Origin of the sequence: Pseudomonas sp. CFBP2511, from assembly GCF_030209255.1 — a bacterium.
In the GTDB taxonomy this organism is placed as follows: domain Bacteria; phylum Pseudomonadota; class Gammaproteobacteria; order Pseudomonadales; family Pseudomonadaceae; genus Aquipseudomonas; species Aquipseudomonas avellanae.
In genome coordinates, this window is record NZ_JARVSI010000038.1 from 45274 (window position 1) to 67754 (window position 22481).

General features: G+C 57.5%; 19 protein-coding genes and 2 pseudogenes. 5 read left to right on the forward strand and 16 right to left on the reverse strand.

Annotated features, from left to right (window positions below; translation table 11 throughout):
- From QRN38_RS26945 to QRN38_RS26960, 4 genes are all read right to left on the reverse strand, one after another.
- Positions 1–1281, reverse strand: coding sequence for a M20 family metallo-hydrolase (locus QRN38_RS26945; RefSeq protein ID WP_024666664.1), 1281 nt, complete (start codon positions 1279–1281; stop codon positions 1–3).
- Complete coding sequence (locus QRN38_RS26950; protein ID WP_005766356.1) at positions 1259–2017, reverse strand: DeoR/GlpR family DNA-binding transcription regulator; 759 nt, start codon at positions 2015–2017, stop codon at positions 1259–1261. The genes QRN38_RS26945 and QRN38_RS26950 overlap by 23 nt, the downstream gene beginning before the upstream one ends.
- 68 nt (positions 2018–2085) lie before the next feature.
- Positions 2086–3489 carry an amidase gene (locus tag QRN38_RS26955; RefSeq protein WP_057417473.1) on the reverse strand — a complete coding sequence of 468 codons (1404 nt, stop codon included), beginning with the start codon at positions 3487–3489 and terminating at the stop codon, positions 2086–2088.
- A gap of 318 nt (positions 3490–3807) precedes the next feature.
- Positions 3808–5415 carry a M10 family metallopeptidase gene (locus QRN38_RS26960; protein ID WP_005766362.1) on the reverse strand — a complete coding sequence of 536 codons (1608 nt, stop codon included), beginning with the start codon at positions 5413–5415 and terminating at the stop codon, positions 3808–3810.
- 498 nt (positions 5416–5913) lie between these two features.
- On the opposite strand from QRN38_RS26960, the gene QRN38_RS26965 reads away from it, so the two are divergent.
- On the forward strand, positions 5914–7230 hold the full coding sequence (locus tag QRN38_RS26965; protein WP_007245885.1) for a sensor histidine kinase: 1317 nt from the start codon (positions 5914–5916) through the stop codon (positions 7228–7230).
- Positions 7231–7426: 196 nt separating this feature from the next.
- On the opposite strand, the gene QRN38_RS26970 is transcribed toward QRN38_RS26965, so the two are convergent.
- On the reverse strand, positions 7427–8341 hold the full coding sequence (locus QRN38_RS26970) for a LysR family transcriptional regulator (RefSeq protein WP_024666668.1): 915 nt from the start codon (positions 8339–8341) through the stop codon (positions 7427–7429).
- A 160-nt stretch (positions 8342–8501) separates the two neighbouring features.
- Here QRN38_RS26970 and QRN38_RS26975 point away from each other — a divergent pair, with 160 nt between their 5' ends.
- The 3 genes from QRN38_RS26975 to QRN38_RS26985 all read left to right on the forward strand — a co-directional run bounded on the left by QRN38_RS26975 (position 8502) and on the right by QRN38_RS26985 (position 12334).
- A complete protein-coding gene (locus QRN38_RS26975) occupies positions 8502–10058 on the forward strand; it encodes an MFS transporter (RefSeq protein WP_011104429.1) in 1557 nt (518 codons plus the stop codon).
- Entirely contained in the window at positions 10055–11041 is a 987-nt protein-coding gene (locus QRN38_RS26980; RefSeq protein ID WP_044393789.1) for an LLM class oxidoreductase, read from the forward strand. Before QRN38_RS26975 ends, QRN38_RS26980 begins: the two co-directional genes overlap by 4 nt.
- Before the next feature lie 75 nt (positions 11042–11116).
- Positions 11117–12334: an LLM class flavin-dependent oxidoreductase gene (locus QRN38_RS26985; RefSeq protein ID WP_057417474.1), complete on the forward strand. Its 1218-nt coding sequence runs from the start codon at positions 11117–11119 to the stop codon at positions 12332–12334.
- 49 nt (positions 12335–12383) lie between these two features.
- Here the strand turns inward: QRN38_RS26985 and QRN38_RS26990 are convergent, their stop codons facing one another.
- The 8 genes from QRN38_RS26990 to QRN38_RS27025 all read right to left on the reverse strand — a co-directional run bounded on the left by QRN38_RS26990 (position 12384) and on the right by QRN38_RS27025 (position 19624).
- A complete protein-coding gene (locus QRN38_RS26990; RefSeq protein WP_057417475.1) occupies positions 12384–13256 on the reverse strand; it encodes a DUF6282 family protein in 873 nt (290 codons plus the stop codon).
- Positions 13253–14032, reverse strand: a complete 780-nt coding sequence (locus tag QRN38_RS26995; protein WP_057417476.1) for a hypothetical protein — start codon at positions 14030–14032, stop codon at positions 13253–13255. The genes QRN38_RS26990 and QRN38_RS26995 overlap by 4 nt, the downstream gene beginning before the upstream one ends.
- A gap of 86 nt (positions 14033–14118) precedes the next feature.
- On the reverse strand, positions 14119–15090 hold the full coding sequence (locus tag QRN38_RS27000; RefSeq protein WP_057417477.1) for an NAD(P)H-dependent flavin oxidoreductase: 972 nt from the start codon (positions 15088–15090) through the stop codon (positions 14119–14121).
- 80 nt (positions 15091–15170) lie between these two features.
- Entirely contained in the window at positions 15171–15539 is a 369-nt protein-coding gene (locus QRN38_RS27005) for an antibiotic biosynthesis monooxygenase (RefSeq protein WP_010204289.1), read from the reverse strand.
- 73 nt (positions 15540–15612) lie between these two features.
- Positions 15613–16326, reverse strand: coding sequence for an RraA family protein (locus tag QRN38_RS27010; RefSeq protein WP_007245894.1), 714 nt, complete (start codon positions 16324–16326; stop codon positions 15613–15615).
- Entirely contained in the window at positions 16310–17500 is a 1191-nt protein-coding gene (locus tag QRN38_RS27015; protein ID WP_057417478.1) for an isocitrate/isopropylmalate dehydrogenase family protein, read from the reverse strand. The genes QRN38_RS27010 and QRN38_RS27015 overlap by 17 nt, the downstream gene beginning before the upstream one ends.
- Positions 17497–18525, reverse strand: coding sequence for an aldolase catalytic domain-containing protein (locus QRN38_RS27020; protein ID WP_007245896.1), 1029 nt, complete (start codon positions 18523–18525; stop codon positions 17497–17499). Before QRN38_RS27020 ends, QRN38_RS27015 begins: the two co-directional genes overlap by 4 nt.
- A gap of 274 nt (positions 18526–18799) precedes the next feature.
- Positions 18800–19624: a LysR family transcriptional regulator gene (locus QRN38_RS27025; protein ID WP_057417479.1), complete on the reverse strand. Its 825-nt coding sequence runs from the start codon at positions 19622–19624 to the stop codon at positions 18800–18802.
- An 859-nt stretch (positions 19625–20483) separates the two neighbouring features.
- On the opposite strand from QRN38_RS27025, the pseudogene QRN38_RS27030 reads away from it, so the two are divergent.
- Positions 20484–20882: pseudogene (locus QRN38_RS27030) on the forward strand (IS66 family transposase); the annotation flags it as partial.
- A gap of 14 nt (positions 20883–20896) precedes the next feature.
- Here the strand turns inward: QRN38_RS27030 and QRN38_RS27035 are convergent.
- The 3 genes and pseudogenes from QRN38_RS27035 to QRN38_RS27045 form a co-directional block, all read right to left on the reverse strand.
- Positions 20897–21097 (reverse strand): hypothetical protein, encoded by a 201-nt coding sequence (locus QRN38_RS27035; RefSeq protein ID WP_024666677.1) that lies wholly within the window; start codon positions 21095–21097, stop codon positions 20897–20899.
- A gap of 82 nt (positions 21098–21179) precedes the next feature.
- The gene (locus QRN38_RS27040; protein WP_005766397.1) at positions 21180–21692 is read right to left on the reverse strand and encodes a hypothetical protein; all 513 of its coding nucleotides are present in this window, start codon (positions 21690–21692) and stop codon (positions 21180–21182) included.
- Positions 21692–22481: pseudogene (locus QRN38_RS27045) on the reverse strand (hypothetical protein); the annotation flags it as partial. The gene QRN38_RS27040 and the pseudogene QRN38_RS27045, both read right to left, overlap by 1 nt.

Genomic DNA, 22481 nt, shown 5'->3' on the forward strand with positions numbered 1-22481 from the left:
TCAGCGAAACGCAACAGATGAGGCACACGCGCGATACAGCAGCCCGGTCAGCATGCGCAAACCGTTGCGCATGTCCTGATCGCTGGTGTATTCGGCCTCATTGTGAGAAACGCCATTACTGCTGGGGATGAACAGCAGGCACACCGGATAAAGACGGTTCAGGCTGATCGCATCGTGGCCGGCGACGGTCATGCTGTCGGTGGTCGACAAGCCCAGCTCGGCGCCTACGGCGTGCGCCAGCCCCGCAAACCGGTCATTGAGCCTGGCAGGTGCTCGCAGTACGCTGCTTTCCACTTCAAAACCGGTCATGGTCTTGTCGGCGATGGCATGCAGGCTCGCATCCAGGCGCTCTGCCGCCACCCTTAGCAGCTCCACGTCGCGGGAGCGGTATTCGATCAGCAGCGACACTCTGGAGGGCACCACATTGGGTGAATTGGGGTAAACCTCGATACGCCCGACCGAGGTGTGCATCTGCAGGCCGTGCAGCCCGGCTTCTTCGCGCACCGCAGTGATCGTGTGCGCGGCCGCCAGCAACGCATCACGGCGGGCGGCCATCGGCGTTGGGCCGGTATGATTCTGCTCGCCATCGAAGCGTACCCGGCGCTTGAGTGCCGCCCAGGTTTCGCGCACCACGCCGACGGCCGTCTGGCTGTTTTCCAAGCCAGAGCCCTGCTCGACGTGAATTTCGACGTACCCGGCAATGGCCAGATCGAATTGATCACTGCCCAGATAGCCGATGGCCTGCAGGGCGTCCTTGAGGCGGATACCGTCGCCATCGCAACTGTCCCAGGCGGCCTCCAGCGCCAGCGCACCGGTAAATACGCCGCTGCCGATCAGACTCGGCTGAAAACGTGCGCCCTCCTCGTTGGTCCAGTTGACCACGGCCAGGTTGCAGGCCGGGATTTCACCGCGCTCACGCATCTGCCGCGCCAGGCTGGAGACCGCGACAGCACCTGCAAGCACACCGTAGACGCCGTCAAAGCGCCCCGCGCTCGGCTGGCTGTCCAGGTGTGAGCCGCACAGCAGGTAGGGCGCGTCAGGGTCAAAGGTCATCAGGCCGAACAGATTGCCGATCGCATCGACGCGCACTTCAAAGCCGTGCTGTTCAAGCCAGCCACGAAACAGGTCGCGTACCTGACCATCTTCAGCTGAGGCAGACAGCCGATGCAGACCGCCAGCTGATGTTGCGCCAATGGCCGAGCTTTGCCGAAACAATGCTTCAAACGCCGCCAGATCAGCGGCGCTCGGCTCGATCAGCTCAGGGACAGAGGGTATCGACATGATCTTTCTCCAAACGTGTGGCGAATTCGTCGGATAACGGGCGATTGGTGACCAGCGTGGTAATCGCCGCAAACGGCAGGGTATTGATGAACGTGCGGTGGCCGAACTTGCCGTCGTCGGCCAGCACGACGCTGCGCGCGCAGTGCCTGACCAGCGTCCTGCGCAGCATGGCTTCGGGCTCCTGGTAATCCATCAGGCCGAGGTCCAGGTCTATACCGCCGATGCCCATGAACGCGATGTCGTAATGAAACTGGCGGGCGAACTCCAGGGTGTGCGGCCCGATCAAGGCATTGTCGGTACGCCGCACATCGCCGGGTGCGACCAGCACCTGATTGTCGCTCTGGTGCGATATCAACTGGGCGATGTCCAGCGAATTGGTAATGATCTTCAACTGGCTGAAACGGGTCAGTTGCTGGGCCAGCGCCAGCGTCGAAGTGCCCGTGTCGAGGAAGATCGCCATGCCCTCGGTGACCAGTTGCGCGGCGCAGGTAGCAATACCCGCCTTGGCCCGTGGCTTGAGCCGGCTACGCTCCTGCAAGGGCAGTTCTTCGCTGGAACGGGGCAGAATCGCGCCACCATGAATCCGCCGCAGCCTGCCCTCTTCCTCCAGATGCTTGAAGTCACGGCGGATGGTTTCTTCGGACACGAACAACAGTTGCGCCAGGTCCGATGCCTTGACCCGCTGCTGCTGGGCGAGCAAGCGCATGATTTCGTCCAGCCGTGGCTGATTGAGCATAGGGGTGACATTCCGTTGCAAAGTAAAGCCTCCGGTCGACTGCCGCGCAGCATCGGCGAGCGTCATGTTTACTGCCCCAACATCGGCGGCAGACGCTGATCCCACGGCGCTATGGCTTCCACAGCGGCACAGAATTGCAGCACGTGAGCATCGGCAAAACGTGGCCCCACAACTTGCAGGCCGATGGGCAACCCTTCAGTGCTCCAGCCGCACGGCAGGTTGGCGGCCGGGTTGCCGGAAATGTTGAAAGGGTAGGTAAACGGCGTCCAGCGTGCCCACGGCAGCGCGCTGTCCTGCCCGGCGTAGCCTGCAGGCGCTACGTCATCGGCGGCAAACGGCAGAATGGGCAGCGTGGGCATGATCAGCAGGTCGAAATCTTCAAACAGCGCGTGCACCTGATTGGCAAAGGCCGCGCGCTGCTGCATTGCCTGCAGATAATCACCCAGGCCATAGCACGCCGAGCGCCGGATCAGTTCGGCAAAACCCGGATCGAGTTGATCCAGCTGTTGCTCAAGCGCTTTGCCGTAAGCGATGCCACGGCCTGCGACCCACAAGGTCTCGAACGTCGCCAGCGGGTCCTGCCAGTCGAGTGTCAGGGTGCTTACCGTGACGGGCAGCGACCTGGCGATATTGGCCACCGCAGCTTCGACTGCCGCCGCGATTTGCGGGTCGACCGGGGTGTCGAACAGGGTCGGACAAAAGCCGATGCGTAACGGTTTCAGCGGCTGGTCGCAACGAGCCAGAAAGGACTCGTCGGGCGCAGGCAGCGCCTGGTGATCCAGCGGATCAGGTCCCGAAAGAACATCGAACAGCAATGCACTGTCGCGCACGGTTCGGGTGATCGGACCGGCATGGCTGAGCATCTCGGTGGCCGACCAGGGCCAGGTCGGGATACGTCCCAACGTACCCTTGAGGGCAAACGCGCCACAGAACGATCCCGGTATGCGCACCGAGCCGCCACCGTCGGACCCCAATGTCGCAGGGACCATGCGCGCTGCCACGGCGATCGCCGAACCGGAGCTGGAGCCGCCGCTGGTCAGTGTCGGGTCCCAAGGGTTACGGCCGTTGCCAAAGACCCGCGAGGTGCTGGCGCCGGTCCAGCCGAATTCCGTGGTTGCGGTCTTGCCCAGAATAATAGCGCCAGCGCCCTTGAGGCGCCGGATGATCGGCGCGTCCTGCGCGGGCACGGCGTCCAGCGCGGTCAACGAGCCGCGTGTGGTACGCAACCCGGCTGTCGAAAACAGGTCCTTGATACCAAAAGGAATGCCATGCAAAGGCCCACGAGGCTTGCCGCGCTGCAGCTCTGCGGTCATGGTCCAGGCCTGTTCGAGCGCGGCTTCGGCGTAGACATCACCAAACGCATTGAGTGTGGGATTGTGGGTTTTGATGACTGACAGACACAGTTCGGTCAGCCGTATCGGCGTCATGCAGCCCCTGCGGACCAGTGCGCCAGCTTCAATCACAGTCGGCATGGATGACGGCGTTGGCTCAATCAATGTTGATACCTCTACAAAAGCTCAGGCGAAAAGCCCGGAGTGAACGACTGCCAGGGCATTACAGTCAGCTGCCTCTGACGAGTCAAGTGGGTTTTGTTGGATATTTTGAATTTGTGGTTTTAAATTTTGTAACAGCACCGTCGCAGTGCTGAAAAACGGTCAAAACCATACGATGCCCAATTGCGGTGCGCAGTAAAAGCAGCAAAAGGAGAGATGCTCGATGGTCTGTAAACCAAAACAGCGCCACTATCTGGCGCTGTCTCTGTGGTGCAGGTCAGTACCTCAAACCAGCGATCAGACCGCCAGGTCGGTAACATGGAACGCTGTGACGCCTACCAGCTGAACCTGAAAATCAGCATGCAGATCGCCATTGACGTTGCCGGACAGCACATGGTCGGCAAAGCGCAGCTGGCCGGCCCCGGTGAACTCGCCGCTGCCAATGAAGCTGAAAGCATCAAGGGCTTTGGTGTCCACGTTGGCATCCATCTTCAGGAAGCTGAGCTTGTCGCCCTGCTGGCTGTTGAAGTCTGTGATCACATCGCTGGCCGCGCCTTTGCCGGTCTCTGCCAGGTCGTTGAACACAAAGCGGTCAGCACCGGTGCCGCCGGTCATGATATCTGCGCCCAGGCCGCCGACCAGCTTGTCATTGCCGGCGCCGCCAAAGATCACGTTGTTCGCGTCGTTACCGGTCAGGGTGTTGTTGCGATCATTGCCCAACAGCGTGAACTCGCCCTCGCCTTTGAGGTGGACGTTTTCAAAGTTGGCCAGCGGGCCTGCATTCAGATCGATCACCGCAGCAGTTGCCGACGTGTTGTCGTAGGTGATCTTGAGCGTGTCGACGCCTTCGTTGGCCTTTTCCTGAACCAGTGCCAGTTCGTCTGCCTGATCGATAACGTAGGTATCGTTACCCAGGCCACCGATCATGATATCCAGACCGCCACGACCATCCAGTACGTTCGCCAGGTCATTGCCGATCAGCGTGTCGTTGAAGGCGGAGCCAATGGCGTTTTCAATGTGCGCGCCATAAGCAATCGCCAGCCCGGAGTTCATCAGTGTCGGGGCATCAGCGTTTTGGTTGTAATCCAGAAAAGCCTTGCCGATGGTGCTGAACTCACCCTCATTGAGGTTGATCTTGACGAACGACGCCTGATTGCTGGCATCGATCGTGTCTTTGCCGCCTGCGTCCCAAATGGTCTCGAACACCGATTGATCGGGCGCCCACTTATAAACGTCATTGCCGGTGTGATAGCTGTTATTGGCGCCGTAGATAAACTGCATGGCCGCGACATCGAGCAACATCGGCGTGGTGGGCTTGAAGCTGTAGTTGTTGGTGTAGCTCATGATGGTGTAGCGGGCGTCTTCGAATTTGGCGTCAAGCAGTACATCGTTGTACTGCGTGCCTTCAAACGGATGCTTCAAGCCGAGCGCATGACCCGTCTCGTGCATGAACGTCAGGTAATCATCCGTGCCTTTCGCGGGATCCGCTGCGTTGACCTTCGGCCCGATCCAGACGTCACCGGATCTACCTTCCGTACCCGCCGTATAGGCCTGACCGAACTCGGTGCTTTGCAGGTTGTTGGAACCGCCAAAACGGATGTCGCCAACGTTCTCCGGGGTGTCCTTGACCTCGGTGAACGTGATGTCCGCCACTGCACTCCATGCATCCAGCGCACTTTTCGCCGCCGCCGCCTGGGCATCGGTCAACGAGTAAGCATCGTCGGGCTCCTGGGTCCCACTGTAGATGGTGGCGTAGACGGAGTCTGCAGTATGAAAGCTGTAGGTCAGATGAGTGCCGGTCGCATCGCCTAACCAGAATGGCCCCCACAACAGGCTGGTGACTCGGTCGTCGGCAGATCCCTCGGGCAACAGTTCGGCAGGGCTTGAATCATTAGGGCCGGGCATCGGCATTGCTCCAGAAGAGTACGGACGTTAGTAATTGGCCAAAGACCCTTACAGCGCAGTAAAGATCGGCGGGCAGTTTATTACACAACGGGCACAATTTGGACACAATAGGTTACAACTAAGTTATTCCTGTGCGACTCTGCACAAAATAAACGCCCTTAGACTTCTTATTACAGGCGTACTGCAATTCTTATTGCGCCCATCATTTTAAACGCACGCCGTTAAAGCAGTAGTCAAGGACCGAATACGTAAGCTCGGGATGATCATCCGGGCGGCCTGCGGAACTTGCGCCGCAGAAACGTCCAGTCCTGATGTCGCCATTGATGTGCGCGGTGCTGCTGCGTCGACTGTCGACCTTTTAGAGGGTTCAGGGTCCACAAGGCGCGCAGGGTCAGAGCCCCGCTTGCGCGTGTTTATTTATGCGTTATGTACCTTGCCGCCCTCTATGAATCATAGGCATCATAAGACCTTATTTTTACCTGATCGCGGTGCGCCCCCATGACCCACCACCCTGCGCCACTTCCTGCCAGCGAGGAAGATCGAGTCCTGTCGCTTGAGCACCTGAAGATACTGGACAGCGCTCCCGAGCAAGACTTCGACGATATCGTGCTGCTCGCCACCACGCTGTGCGATGCGCCTATCGCCCTGGTTTCGCTGGTTGACCGGGAGCGCCAGTGGTTCAAGGCCTGCATCGGCCTTGACGTCAGAGAAACACATCGCGATCTGGCATTCTGTGCGCACGCCATCCTGGAGCCTTCCGATGTGCTGGTGGTGGAAGATGCCACCACTGACCCTCGCTTCAAGGAGAGCCCGCTGGTGCTCGGCCCTCCTTACATCCGGTTCTATGCAGGCGCGCCGATTCGCACCGATGCCGGCCATGCGCTGGGCACTGTGTGTGTGATCGATATCTGGCCGCGAGTCCTGACCGAGCAGCAGCGCCTTGCGCTGCTGGCACTCGCGCGACAGACCGCAGCCTTGATGCAATATCGCCTGCTCACAGAACAACGTGATCAACAGGCTGCGCAACTGGCGCTGGAACTCGACAATGCGCAGCGTCAAAGCCAGAGCACTGAACAGAACCTGCGCGACTCGCAACGAATGTCGTCGCTGGGCATGCTCACAGCCAGCATTGCCCATGACTTCAACAACCTGCTTCAGGCACTCAGCGCCAGCCTGCAACTTATCCGCATGCGCTCACGGCGCCCGACGGATATCGAGACGTTCAGTGATACCGGCCTGCAGGCGGTGGAGCATGGTCGCAAGCTGGTCACCCGCTTGCTGAGCAGCGTCAGCCAGGACGGTCCGGAACTGATCTGCATCGATGTCAGTGAAAAGCTGGATGCCGCCCGAGACCTGCTGCAGCGCTCGGCAGCCGATCAACTGGAACTGTCGTTTGACTTGCGCGCAAGGGGCTGGGGCGTCTTGTGTGCCGAGGCCCAGTTGCACACCGCAGTGTTGAGCCTTCTGACCAGTGCCCGTGATGGCATGTCGGGGCCGGGCAAGGCCCACATCGCCACCCGCCTGGAGTCGGTGGAAGAGGATCCGCGTCTTCAGGATGGTGATTATCTGGTGCTCAGCGTGGCTGACGACGGCCCGGGCATGACTGCTGACATTCAAGAGCAGATATTCGACCCTTTCCTCACCAGCAAAAAGTCCGGTCCGGTAACAGGTACGGGGCTGGCTCAGGTACAAGAGTTTGCGGTAGGCGCAGGCGGCGGCGTACGCGTGGAAACACTCCTGGGGGGAGGTACAACGCTGCATCTCTATTTGCGCGTACTCGGGCAGATCAATGTGCCGAACGCGGCCCAGGGATAGCTCGCGGTGATGCGCCACTCACGGCATTCCTGCGCGGGATAATCTCAACTATCGTGCGACGCTCTGCGTCGGCATGCCTTTCTGGACGCTCTGCTTCCTATCCTGAATGCGCGGCACAAATCTGTGACGCGCAGCGTCACGAAATGCACTCCCAATCGACGCCACCCGGTGCATCGGCCCTTTCCCACGGCCTTCTTTAAGATCGGCCCTCCTCACCAACCCTCGCAGGCGCAAACAAATTCGCGTGCATGAAGTCGATAAACACCCGCAAACGCACGGAAAGATGCTTGCTCGATGGCCAGAACAATCTGAAGCTCCCGGTGTGCAGGGTGTAGTCAGCCAATATCGGTACCAGTTCACCTTTGCGGATGGCAGAGGCCAACATGAAATCTGGCAGGCAGGTAATGCCCAGGCCCGCTCGCGCAACTTCGACAAGCACTTCGGTGGTATTGCACACCATGGTCTGCGGCAACTCGAAATCCTCGGATCCGGGCTCACGACGCAGCGGCCAGTGTTCAAACTTTCCGGTGGAGGGAAACTTGTGCTGCAAACAGGCGTGATGTATCAGGTCGGCAGGCTGTTCAGGCAGTCCATGCCGGGCAAAATAATCCGGTGAGCCGACAATGCACAACTGAAAACTGCCCATTCTTTTCGACATGAGCCTGGAATCGCTCGGTTCTCCGGTGCGCAGGACAACGTCAAATCCCTCGTCGATGATATCGACCATACGGTCTGAGAAGTCGATGTCCAGCTCAATCTCGGGATAGGTGCGCATGAACTGGATAACGACCGGCATTACCAGCCCGAAAACCAATGGCACGCTGATACGCAGCCGGCCTTTTGGCAAATCCCGGGCATTGCTCAGCTCCAACTGCGCGGCGTCCAGCTCCGACAGAATGCGTCTGCAGCGATCGAGAAATATCGACCCCTCAAGCGTCAAGGCAATGCTGCGGGTGCTGCGATGAAAAAGCCGCACGCCCAGGCTTTCCTCCAGACGACCGACACTCTTGCCCACACCCGATGAAGAAATACCCAGGCGCTTGCCCGCCAGGGTAAAACTTCGTGTTTCTGTGACCAGCACAAACAGCGCAATGCTACCGAGCGATTCCATTGCCTACTCCCTTATTAAGGACAGCCATGTCCTGAACGTTCGGAACATAAGCACTGTTTTTGTTTGCAGGCGCAACCCCTAATCTCCTCGCAGGGCAAGTGCCCTTGGATAACTGCGTGCAGCGCCGAAAAATCGCGCACATCTCACAGGGAAATTGCACATGACTTCAGCAAACAACGTTCAGGCGTCGTCCAAAGCCAGGCGGTGGGGACAGTTGTTTGCCGCCTGCCTGACCGGGATCCTCATCCCCTTGTGTTTTACCGGCCCCGCCGTGGTCTTGCCGTCGATCAACCAGGCGCTGGGCGGGTCGGCGGTCGAGCTGACCTGGGTCATCAACGCTTACATCCTCACGTACGGCAGCGCCATGATGGCCGCCGGGAGCCTGACCGACATTTATGGCAGAAAGCGGATATGGCTGATTGGCCTGGTGATATTCGTCGTGTCCACCAGTGCCATTCCAGCAGCGTCATCCGTTGTGCAGATCGATGTACTGCGCCTGATTCAAGGGCTGGGTGGCGCCGCAGCGTTTGCCGGGGCCATGTCGTCGCTGGCGCAGAGTTTTCATGGCGCTGATCGCACCCGGGTGTTCAGCCTGCTGGGCACCACGTTTGGCATCGGCCTGGCATTCGGCCCCCTGGCGGCCGGCGCGCTGGTGGATTCGGCAGGCTGGGAATGGTCATTTCTGGCCACCGCACTGATTGGTGCACTCGGCTTTGTACTGGTGCTGTTCAGCGCGACCGAATCCCGAGACCCGGAGGCCCGAGGCATGGATTGGCCGGGCGCGATCAGCTTCACCGCGGCACTGACCCTCTTCACCTACGCCATCCTGCTTGCCCCGGAAGACGGCTGGGCCCATCCGCAGGTCTGGGGCGGCATCATCGGCTCAATCGTGCTGTTGTGGATCTTTATCGTGGTCGAACGTCGCACCGCCCGACCGATGCTGGACCTGTCGCTGTTCAAGAGCCCGCGTTTTGTCGGCGTGCAGATTCTCGCCGCCAGCCCGGCATTTTTCTTCGTGATCCTGATCATCATGCTGCCGGCCAGGTTCATCGGCATCGATGGCCTAAGCGCTCTTGAAGCGGGACAGATGATGACCGCGCTCGCCGCACCGTTGCTGATTGTGCCGATGCTTGCGGCGCAACTGGCGCGGCGCTTCACCTCCGGCGTGCTGTCGGGCGTGGGGTTAGTGCTGGTGGCAGCGGGCCTGGCCTGGCTGGCGCTGGTGCTGGACAGCGGTGCGACCCGCATGGCCCTGCTGCCGATGGCGTTGATTGGTATCGGTATCGGCCTGCCCTGGGGTTTGATGGATGGCATGGCGGTCAGTGTCGTGGAAAAGGAACGGGCTGGCATGGCGACCGGCATTTTCAATGCGGTGCGTGTTTCAGCTGATGGCATCGCCATCGCGCTGGCCGGTGCGCTGCTCGCGACGTTCATTCAATGGAGTTTGTTCGGCGCGCTGAATGGCGTCGCGCCTGAGGTTCTGACCGAAGCGGCCAATCGCGCGGCGCTGGGCGATCTGCAAAGTGCGGTTGATGCCCTCCCCGGCCAGTCGGACCTGCTGCATCAGCATTACGCCACGGCCTTTCGCAACCTGCTGTTCATCCTCAGTGTCGCCAGCTTGCTGACCGCCGCAGCGGTTTTCACGCTGCTGGGCCGTGTGCATGCCCACGAAGAGCTGCCGCAGGACTCTTCCGGTCTGGCGGGGCAAACCAAATGATCCAGGACAAGCCACTCAACCTGCACAAATCGGGGGCGCACTCGGCGTTTTCGAAGGTTTTCGCACCCGGCCATCTTACCTTTGGACTGATTGCGCCGCTGGAGGGTTATCCGAACTCGGCAGTGCCGACCATGGACGACCATATCGCACTTGCGGTACAGGCAGACAAGGCGGGTTTTGCCGCCCTGTGGCTACGCGATGTGCCCATGCTCGATCCGGCGTTCGGCGACGCCGGGCAGATCTTTGACCCGTTCGTGTACGCCGGGCTGCTGGCGGGTGTCACCCAACGAATATGTATCGGAACCGCGGGCATCGTCATGACACTGCGTCACCCGCTGACCGTGGCCAAACAGGCCTGCAGTCTGGACGTGCTGCTCAAGGGGCGCTTTTTGCTGGGGCTGTCTACCGGTGACAGACCCAGTGAGTATCCGGCGTTCGGGCAGGATTTCGATACACGAGCCGCACGTTTCAGAGAATGCGTCGAGATTCTACGCGCAGTGACAGAACGCTCTTTTCCCCTGTTGGCCACGCAGCACTACGGGCAATTGAATGGTGAGCTGGATCTTCTGCCCAAACCCTGGAGCGGACGGCTGCCGATGCTGGCAGTCGGTCGCTGTGGCCAGGATATCAAGTGGCTGGCAAACCACATGGACGGCTGGATATGGCACCAGAGCGGCTTCAATACATTGCCCGAGGTCATCGACCACTGGCGTGAATCCAACGTGCAGAAACGCTTCAAACCCTACGGTTATGCGACATTCTTTGATCTGGACGACAACAAGGATGCCCCCATGACCGTTGGACGCGGCATCAGTACAGGGCGAAACGCGCTCATCAGGTTGTGGGAGCGCCAGCGAGAACAAGGCGTCTCGCATGTGGCGTTGAACCTCAAACCGCTGAAGCGCCCCGCCAAGGAGGTGTTACAGGAGCTGGAAGAGTACGTATTACCTTATTTTCCTACACGCCGGGGTAATCCGGTCTGAACGCAGTACTGTCTGACTCCACGTTGACTATCGCGCTGTGCTTCGTGGCAGAAACAGGGAAGAACTCCATAAAAAATGACCTGGGAGGTCACCATGCGTGCTGAAAAAAATTACCCGATAAAAACCAATCCCATGCGTAGCAGCCGCAACAAGATGCAGCTCGGTGTTTTTTCCACCAACACGGAAGGGGGCTGCACAGTCACCAATGCGCCGGAACGCCTGCGTGGAGACGATTGGACGGGCAATCTGGAAATAGCCAGAATGGCAGACAGTGCAGGCTTTGAAGCATTCATACCGGTAGGCCGCTGGAAAGGTTTTGGCGGCGAGAACAATACCGGCGGCATCTGCTTTGAAACCTACACCTGGGCCGCCGGCATTGCAGCCTTGACCGATCAGATCGCAGTGTTTACCACTTCGCACCTGCCTACGGTACATCCGCTCTTTGCCGCCAAGCAGGCGGTGACGATCGACCATATCAGCAGCGGTCGTTTCGGGCTCAATATCCTCTGCGGCTGGTATGGCGCCGAGATGCGCATGTTCAATGGCCACATGCTGGAACACGATCAACGTTATGACTACGCAGAAGAATGGCTGCACATCGCAAAAAGTGCCTGGGAACAGCAAACACCATTCGATTTCAAAGGCGATTATTTCAATATTTGCGGCGCCATTTCGCAACCCCGGCCGCTCAACAAGCCTTATTTGATCAACGCAGGTGGCTCACCGCGCGGCAAACGATTCTGTGCAGAACACTGCGACGCGGCTTTTCTGATCATCAAACATCTGGACGGCGAAGACGCGGTGCGTCAGCAGATCGCGTCTTACAAGGACGTCGCCAAGCTTGAGTTCGGGCGGGATATAAAAATCTGGTGTTACGGCTACGTGGTGCAAAAAGACACCCAGGCACAAGCCGATGCCTACCTCGATTATTACGCCACTCAACTGGGCGATGATGAAGGGTGCGACATCATTACCCGCGAACTGGGTATCCAGACGGGCATATTCACGCCAGAAGACGCTGAGCGCTTCCGCTTTCACTTCAAGGCAGGTTTTGCCGGTGTGCCACTGGTGGGCACGCCGCAACAGATCGTGGAATTGCTGCAGAAATACGCCGACTGGGGTATCGACGGGATTGCACTGACCTGGCTCGATTATCATAAGGGCATCAAGGACTTCGTCGCGCAGACATTGCCGTTGATGGAGGTGGCTGGCCTGCGCGAACAACGTGCTGTAGAAACATTGGCCTCGCCTGTTGCGGTCATCTCAGCAGCAGCAGCAGAAGAAACAGCCTGATAGACAAACTCCCCGGGGCCGGATCCGGGGAGTCTTGATGCGTAGCCAGTCAAACAGCCAACATGCGCCGAGGGTTTGAAAGTGTCACTTCGCGCCGGCGCGCCTGGCTGAGGCCAAATGCCTCGAACCAACCTTCGCTCAATGAAAGCCACTGCGACACATCAACCTGACTGGTCTGCCCAAGATCAGAGCTGTACACCACATTGGCAACCTCGCTCAGCACCGCGCTGAAGTCTTGCTTATCCTGATAGCCCAGCAAGTAGGTGAGCGCCGTCTGCTCGATGAAGATATTCGGCTCGCGCCCCCACGCCGCAAAGTCCTCAGCCTTCAAGCCGGTGAGCGGATTGGCCGGCTGATTGAGCATCAACCTTGGCACTCCCATGCGAATCGCTTCGTCCACCAACAGCCTGACTTCATGCGCGTCGGCATGCCCTGTCGAAATGACCAACGGGTAGTCACAGGCCATTTTCAGAATATCCAGTGCCTGAGGAGTGAGTCGCCCGTTTTGCGACGTCACCCGCGCGGGCTGGATCGGCTTGCTCTGCAAGATCGGATGGCCCGGGCTGCGGACCAGCGTGCTGGTATGTTTCCTGCCGGTGACCGTCGGAAAATGGACGATGAACCGCTCTGATTCGTCGCCGCGCAGGCACAGACTGCGCTCCACAACCCGGTGGTCAACGCCTCCGGCTATCTCGTTGAGCACCAGCGAGCCACTGACGGGAAAACCCTCCTGACGGGCCTCCCACGCCTGAGCAGCCGTGCAGCCCAGATGATTCTTCAGCACCACCCTGCCCTGCACCTTTGCGTAGCACCGGCCGGCTTCCATTGCGCCGTGACGGCGAATGAAGGCATCCGGGTTGGCGTGATAATGCACGTCGATAAAGCGCGTGCTCGGGCCTGGTTCATCAACGGGCGTGGTCATTTCGCCAGCTCCGGCGCGCGGATCAGGAACCTGTCGATGCCTTCCAGCACGCGCCTCAAATCATCGGTCAGTGGGCGCATGCCGCCATCAATTACGCACAACGAGTGCTGATTACTGCCTTTGGTGCGCAGCACATGGTCGGCGCCAACCAGTTGTGATTTGCCACCAAATACGCTCAGCACACGGCCCTCATAGTCGCAAAGACGCTCACTGACATTCACGCCGTCGAGCAATCGAAAACCACGCACCAGACGCCGCCCCTGGGGTGCCAGCAGCGCGTCAGTTTCAGTGTCGAACCGGTCTTGTTCAGCGTGTGCCTGGCCTTCGGGCAAAACCAGCTCATCAAGCAAGCGTTTCGCCTGCCTGACGTGACCCTGTTCGGCGAGGTCCGCCATGCGCCCAAGCCTTGCATCCAACAGTGCGCCGGCTTTTGACGGGGAAGAAAGCAACAGTAAGGCAGGGGTCACAGACAAAAACGAAATACCGGCCAACGCCTGCGCCAGCGCACCGCCCAAGGCGACACCGACCAGCACATCCGGTACGCCCCAGGGTTCGAGTGCATCAGCCCAACGCTCGGCAAAACCGCTGAAACACTCGTCTGGCACGGCAGGCAGTGACAGGGAATCGAACACCGTCACCTGATGACCAGAACGGATAAAATGCTCGATCAGCGGCCCGGCGAACGCGCCTTGATCCCACACCGGCATGACCGGTGACAGCACAAATGCCCGGGCTTGCCCGTGACCGAAGGTCTGGTGCGTGATGTGGCAACTCATGGTGTTTGCTCCTGCAATAAATAAAAGACCCACTCAGGCAAGCGGGTCTGATCGACGATCCTTATCACTTGAAGAATGATCACCCTTTAACGAAATGCGCGAAGACGCTCGATGCTGTCGGCATAACCGCGCAAGGTCGATTCCATAATCAGCTGCGCGGGCTGTATGTCCTTGATCAGGTCTGCAACTTCGCCGGCCCAGATGGCTTTGACACTGACGTCATCGTCAGCCATGGCCGTCTCGTACTCGACGTGCAGCCGATCAACAGACGCTGCAAATGCCTGCTCTTCACCGACCCAGGCCGCCGAGAAGTCATTGGCGATCGCCCTGCCCTTGTAACCTTCGGGCCACTCGATGCCGCGCACCTGATCAAACAAACGGGTTCTGACCGTATCGCTTGCCACCGCCTGCACCACACCCTGCTTTACCCGCGCCGACGGCAACGCCTCCTCGGAGGCCAGAAACCGCGTCCCCATCATCACGCCATCCATGCCCAGCGCCAATGCGGCCGCCATGCCACGACCGTCGGCAATCCCGCCAGCACCGATGAGCACCACGGCATCGCCCACGGCATCGCGGACCGCCGGGAACAGCGGTAATGAAGAGCGATGCAAACCGTGCCCACCGGCTTCGGCCCCCTGCACGATCAAGGCGTCCGCGCCGGCGTCCAGCGCGTAATGCGCCTGATCGACATCGTGCACCTGGACGATAACCCTGGCATTGGCCCGCTGAATGGGCTTGATGAAAGGACGTACATCGCCAAACGATAACGCGATCACATCGGGACCGTATTCCAGCGCCAGATCAAGCAGTTCAAAACGCCGGGCCACAGTAAACATCACCAGACCCACGCCCCAGGGCTGCTTGACGTCGCGCATCAACTCCAGTTCACGCGCCATCCACTGAGGATCACCATAGCTGGCGCCCACCAGACCAAGCCCGCCGGCTCTGGAAACCGCAGCTGCCAGACGCCCGCCCGACGCGCCGCCCATGGGCGCCAGCGCCAGGGGACAGTCGATCCCCAGCAACGCAGTCATTGCCGTATTGAGTACGCTCATAACGTCATCCTTTTTTATAAACGCGAGTGGCTGTGCCAAGAGCATGGCGATAACCTCCATACTCCCGAACAGCAGGCGGATCAGGCTACTTTTTGCAAGGCCGTTGCCGGGGTGATGTATTCGGCCACGCTGTAGAGGTGGTACTCCCAGGTGCCGATTTCTTTCAGGCGCGAATACCGTGACAAGAACTCGTTATCGGTGAACAGCGATTCAAACTGGCTGCGGTCGCTCCATTGCGCCTGGTTAATAACCGTCTTGCCGTCGGTACTTTTCATCAGCCGGCTCCACTTGAAAGCGCTGTACGTACGCGCGACGTAATTGACGGTCTCTTCAAGAATTTCAATGGCGGCGCCCTGAAAGTTCTCATTGACGTGGACGACATTGACCAGATAGACAGCGTTATCGTCAGTCACGGATTGAGCGTCGAACAATTCCATTTTCATGATCATCTTCCATTCATTTATTCGGATAAAAGTTGATGCCGTGGGTGGCACCGGTAAGGCGGCGTTTTCGCGTTTTGAGCTACGACGGCACTTGCGTACCACCGTGTTCAGCCTCGCTCAACCAGGGCTGGTCGTAGCGGTATGTCATTCGCGCCTGCTCAAGTGTCGAGCCGGAGGATATGGCTTCGATGATACGGCGCTCGGTCTGCTCTACGGCCCTGGCACGCCGTACCACTTCGGCCGCCAGTTGCTGCGGGACCACAACACAGCCGCTGCCGTCACACACCATCAGGTCTCCCGGCTGAATGGTGATGCCATCCATAACGAGCGGCACCTGGACGGCCTTGAGTTGTGTACGGTTCTTCGCCGACTGCATGAAACGTCCACGACTGAACAACGGGTAGTTGCAGTTGATAACGGTATCGATATCACGTGCAACGCCATCTATGACCGTGCCTTTGATGCCGTTGGCCAAGGCAAAGTGGGTCATGATGTCACCCCACACCGTGCAGTCATGACGTCCCGAATTTGAAGAGACAATTACAGAACCGCTCGGCACCTGATCAATATAATTGGCCGCCCCTCTGAACCCTTCTGACGCATCAACCGGTTGGTACTGCACCGTGAAGGCGATACCGACGCAGCGTGTGCCCGGTACTTGCGAAACAATGCCCGGCAGTCCGCCGTCGATGCCAAGGCTGTCCAGTGCGTCAGACAACGATGCCGTGTCCAGATGCTCGCATTCATCGAGCACGCTCTGCGCGATAGGTGTGTATTCAAAGGGCACTGACATGGCGTTCTCCTTGAGCAGACCGGGAACGCTCAAGGCCGTCGACCAACAGCCCCTGCAATTCCATACACTGTCGAACAATGGCCTTGCCCACCTGGCGAGTGGTATGAGAACCGCCCATGTCATAGGTGCGCACCGCAGAACGAGATACCAGGCTTACTGCGCGGGTAATACAATCCGATTGGGCCGGATACTCCAAGTGTTCCAGCATCATGGCAATGGCCAGAAACATCGCGCTCGGGTTGGCTTTATTCAGCCCCGCATGGGCGGGTGCGCTGCCATGTACCGGCTCGAAGTAGGCACCGGAGTTGCCAAAGTTGCCGCTGGGCGCAAACCCGAGTCCACCCATCACACCAGCCCCAAGATCGGAGAGAATGTCACCGAACATGTTCTCGGCAACGATTACCCCAAAGCGCTCGGGTCGTTGAACCATCCACAGGGCAACGGCATCGACATTCTCGATAGCGCCGGTTATATCCGGGTAGCGCTGCGCTGTTTCTTCGAAAATCACCCGGGCAAAAGCGCTGCTGTGGCGAAGCACCATCGGCTTGTCGACAAACGTTACGCGAGAGAAATTGTTATTCCGTGCATAGTCAAAAGCGTATTCGAAAATACGCGTCAAGCCGCTGCGCGTCTGCAAGCGCAGGGTAACGGTCGCATCCTCCTGCCCGGCTCTTTGCCAGGCAGCGCCCAGTGCTTCGCGCGCTTCAAGCAAGGGCACGAGCGCGTCCGGAATACGCCCAAAGTCCAGCCCAGCATAAAGGCCTTCGGTGTTTTCTCTGATCACCACAAAGCGAAATCTGTTTTCGCCGGTCATGTCGGTCACCGGGCGAACATTGGCGTACAGGTCAAGATTCTGCCTGAGCTGAATGACCGGGCTGACATACCGGCGGCTGTGGCCCTGAAGTGGCAGCGGCAGTTCGGCCTCGGCTTCCGCCAGAGGCTTGCTGGTGATCGCGCCTAGCAGCGTCGCATCACAGCTGGCCATAACCTTCCAGGTGTCGTCCGGAACGGTTTCGCCTTCGCGCCTCCAGCATTCCCAGCCGATGTCGGCGTGCAGCAGGTCAAAAGGCAGGCCCAGCGCAGCGATCACCGGCAAGGCAGCCTCCATGACTTCAACACCAATACCGTCGCCTGGCAGCACGCAAATGCGTTTGCGAAGTACTTGCGCACTCATCTCGACACCTCCAGTACCGACCTGGACGGTTTGTTGAACACCGGTGGCAACGTCGCCCGTGGTGCCAGACGCGCAATCTGATCCTGCTGATGCATGACTTCGAGCGCACGGTACTCGGACGTCAACTGAAAGCGCTCGAGGGTTTCCTGTATCCGCTGCCGGACATCGAAAGGAAAGTTGTAAGTACCCAGGACGATATCCATGAACGGGCTGGGCATATTGCTCTGCGGTACCAGGCTGGCGATGGTCTCGGACAACTCGATAACCTTCACCAGGTCATAACCATGGCTCACGCCCACCCGCTCCAGGTAAGCAACGAGCATGCTCAAATGCAGATTGCCGGCACCTTTGCCCATCCCGCACACGGAGGTGTCGATATATTCAGCCCCTGCCTCGACTGCCGCCGCTGCATTGGCCAGTGCCAGCGACAGGTTGTTGTGCGCATGAAACCCCAGTGGCACGACAAGCCGACTGGAAAGGCGGCTGAACAGACGATGCACATCTGTGGGCAGCATATGGCCGTTGGAATCGGCGCAACAGATGATGTCCGCCCCCGCGCCTTCTGCGCGAACCGCCGTATCAATGACTGCGCCCGGGGTTTGCGATGTCACATGGGTTACATTGGCGCTGACACTGAACCCATGATCACGCGCCAGCGACACGGTAGTCAGGCCGTCGTCCAGTTGCTCGCGGCGCAGACAGACCCGAATCATCGAAACGCCCTGCTCTCTGAGCATGGCAAAGTCGTCTGGCGATACATTTCTGGGGTGGACCATGACTGCCAGCTCTATTCGACCGCGTGACGCCTCCCTGATCGTCTGGATGTAACGCGCGCCCACATCGCTGGTAAGACCATGCCCGGCCTGAGGGGAAAACGAGCCCTTGCAGTAGCCTATTTCACACAGATCAACTCCCGCATCTGCGAGCCCCGTTGTAATAACCCGCGCCTGATCGTCAGTGAAGTCAAAGTTATTTCGATATCCGCCATCACGCAAGGTGACGTCGAGAACTTTTACGTTCGCCATGAGAATCTCCAGCTGTCCTTGTGGAGTAACCAATGCGCTTGAACTGACCATTGCCACTGCATTTTTTATAGTTATTCAACAGCACCAATACCGATCAAACGTTATCGAGCCGACTCCTGAACGCCTCGGAGTTCCGAACTGTGTTTTTCGGAACTCGGTATTGATACTCGTCAAAACGTTCAACCGTGTAAATTGGCGATCAATAAGCGGTGGGTGTGAATTTTTTCACATCACGGGCCTTTCAGGCTTGCCTTATTACCTCGGCGTCATGGCCTCAGCGGTAGCAGCTTTCCACGTAATTCATCGCCGCCTGAATAGACGCGACTGAACGCAGGTCTTCATGAACACCCAGCCACACATCAACCTCCAGCGGCCTGGACAGTTCAAGCCGGCAAAGGCGCGGGTTTTGTTCCACAGCAAAATCGGGCAGCAACGCAATGCCCACACTGGCCTCTGCGGCACGGATCTGCAACTCCACTGTCTTGGCTTCCAGCACAAACGGACGCGCGCCGACAATAGTCCTGAGCAGCACATTCTGGCTGGCAGTCATCACCTCACTGTCGTAGCCAATGAACTCATAATGCACAGCGAGCCGTTGCTCAAGATAAAAACTCGAACAGTAAAATGAAAAAGACGCCGTCCCGATACGCCGCGCAACAATGCCGTTTTCGACAGGTCTGGAAAAACGGATGCACAGGTCCGACTGGCAACTGGATAACGACGAATACTGATGATCACCCAACAGCCGCAACACAATGCCAGGATGCATCGCCCGAAACGCTCCCAACTGCGGCACCAGCTTTTCAATAGCAACCGATGAGGGCGCGCTGATCGTGACCTCGGTCGCAGGCGCGTCCTGAGCCGCCACGGCGAGCCTGCCAATGGCTTCGGCCTGCTCTTCAATGCGTCGGCCAATGACGGCCAGTTTCCGGCCATCATCGGTCAATTCGTAGAGGCGCTTGCGGCGGTCGACGAGTTTGACGTTCAGGGATTTTTCCAGAGAAGCAATGCGGCGCGAGACGGTGGCGTGTTCGACCCCTGACTTTTTCGCCGCGCCGCTCAGCGACTTAACCGCAGCGAACGTCAGAAAATAACGCAAGTCTTCCCAGTCGAAAGTAGTTTTAGGGCTATGTCTATCGTTAAATCCACATGAAGCAGGCCTATCTAACGAAATCAACGCCATTCAGTATTGTCCTTGTGTGATAGGTGTTGCTGGGGACTTCCGTTGTGAATCCGAGGGGTGTTTGGTTTGCTGTTGCTTTTTAAGCTTGATGAGATTTTTTTTGCTTTTAGGCAGGTCTGACCAGGACAATTTATTAGTTTAGGCGTTGAGGTGGTTTTGATTGAGGATATCCGCTTGAATGTTTTAGGACAGAAATGTCCGGGGTTTTTTTGACGCTGTTTTTCTGGTGTTTTTTAGTTGGGGTGGGTTTTGATGGGGGAGGATTGGGTGGTGAGAGATGGGTCGGGGTTCTATTGATAGGTTGGGATAGACAGCAGGCTTATAAGTTATGTAAGTCTTAGACACACAGATCAATGATCAGATTTTCAAGCGGGGTGCCAGGAATATTTCAATGCAGTAATGTCAAAAATACTCGACAGTGCAGATCTCGTCCTATTAGAAAAAACTTCGCTGAAATGGACAGCTCCGCCGGTCGCACTCTGGATTTCGAGCCGAACCTTAATCCTCGGATCTATGTGTCATTGCATACGCTTAAATAAATCTCAGTCTACCTAAGTATTATTGACCAGCTTCTTTTAAAATTTCAGTCATTCTTGATGACCCTATTAGATACCCACATCACGAACTCAGCCTGCTGAAAATTAAGCCTTGGTCATCTTGATTTTTTTGGCAAGCAGATCCCTGCAATGACGCCTTGTAGCTCCTAGCCAACAAGACATGCGCCGTTTTTTCGTCCACTTACAGCCCAGTTGCGTGATGCTGGAGTTGCTGGAGTTCGCGCCGCGGCTACGTGATGACGGATCATTACGCGGGCTATAACGCATTGGCGTTGCAACCGGGTGTAGAACGCCTGGCATGCATGGCCTAGGTACGACGCCAGTTCGTGAAGGCCAAAAAAGTGCAGCCCCAAGGCAAAACGGGCCGCGCCGATGTTGCACTGTCATCTATCAACAAACTGTACGGCATCGAGCGCAAACTCAAGGATGTCAGCGATGAGCAGCGTTACATCGGCCGTTAGGAAAAGAGCCAGCCTGAGTTGGCGAAGCTGAAAGCATGGATGAAAAAAACGCAGCCGCAGGTCACCTCGCAAAGTGCGTTGGGCAAAGCGGTGAGTTACCTGGCCCACAATTGGAGCCGGATAGAGCGTTATATCGAGGCTGGTTTTTTACCCATCCTCTTTGAAAGACATTAATCCAGCCCTCTTAATGCTTTTGAAATATCTTGGACATTAGTCAACTTCCCTGTCGCAACCTTATCCACAACATTCCAAATAACTTGTTTTGGCGGACCATTCACGCCATTCCTTATAACCAACTGCTCAACCACTTCAACAGCAGTCCGCTTGTTTCCATTATCAAACAGATGGCCACCAGCAATATCCCTGATCATTGAACCAGCCTTACTATAAAAACCATCATAATTAACAGCATTTGCAACAGCCGTATCAACCTCCCTTTGACCTTGCCCCCCATCAAATCAAGCCAAGCTCTCGCAACTGCCTCTCACTCGCAAGCTCTAATCCACCGATCTCAACCCTAGATCCATCTGAATAATGGGAGTACCCACAAACATTGCACTGATAAGCCAACAATCCATTATGCTTACCTATAAAAACGCGCATCCCCTCAGATTCACACTTGGGGCATTGCTCATCTACTTCGACAGTCGCCAACTCCTCAACCGTATCTCGCAAAAGTCTTGCAATCGACTCTACATCTCTAGCCTGTCGTTTGAAAACAACGCTTTTGAAATTAATTAAATCACTCAAATTAAAGGAAGAGTACTCAACTGGAATCTCCCTCTCATCTACTTTTGCAAAGCAATCGAACCCGTAGACCGAAAACGGCTCACCATCAAGATACTTATAGTTACTTTTTATCCAAAATAGTATTACCTCAAGAACTTTCCTAAAAGGCGTATCATCACTCAGAGTCGCCACTACCGACTGGAACTCATGCCATATTCTTATAGGTAAAGTACGCATCAGTTACCCACCTTAACCGGAAAGGCTGTAATTAAATTTCCTGCTTTATCGGTGAACACCTTTAAGGCAGAAGTAGGACCGCCACCATCCTTCAACGTAGTAGTGCCAATAGCCCGCCCCACATCAATCGTCCTCACAAATTGGCCATCTGGCAGCGCAACAACCGGAGACTTCACAGCAGAACTGCTCTGCAATACACCTTTCAGCTCATCCGGAGAGATAGTAAACACGGAGCGCGAGTTGGAGATTTCTCTATTAAAGTGCCCATCCAGAACGTGATCGAAACCCGCAGATACAGGATTGCCGTTATCACGAAGAGGGGTCGTTTCCGTACGACCATTGGCAATGTTTATACGAGACTGCACTCGGCCTGGGATCTGAGTAGCAGCTTCTCCTGTCGCTTTTGCACCGTTCCCCAAAACCTCCCGTTCAACAAGTGTACCCGCTTCTGAATCAGTTAGCGCACCCGTCGGGTTCAGATTTTTCGACGCAGTTGCTTTTGCACGACTCCCCAGCTCTGCCAGCGTCTTCGCCCGATTGGCAGGCAAGAAGTTCAGCGCAAACTCAAGATCGCTTTTCGCTCTGATCGCAGCGCTCGCCGCCGTGTTGCCCTGCATATCGTAGATAGTCGCCATAGCCTCTTTGGTCTGGCTGGCCTCCACGCTATTTTTGAACGCCCCCCACGGGCTCTTGCTCAAACCCATCAACCCATTGGCGGCCTGTTCGCTCACCCTGACAGGATCACTCATCAAGGCCCACGCCGAGCCGAGAGAATCCGACAACGCACCG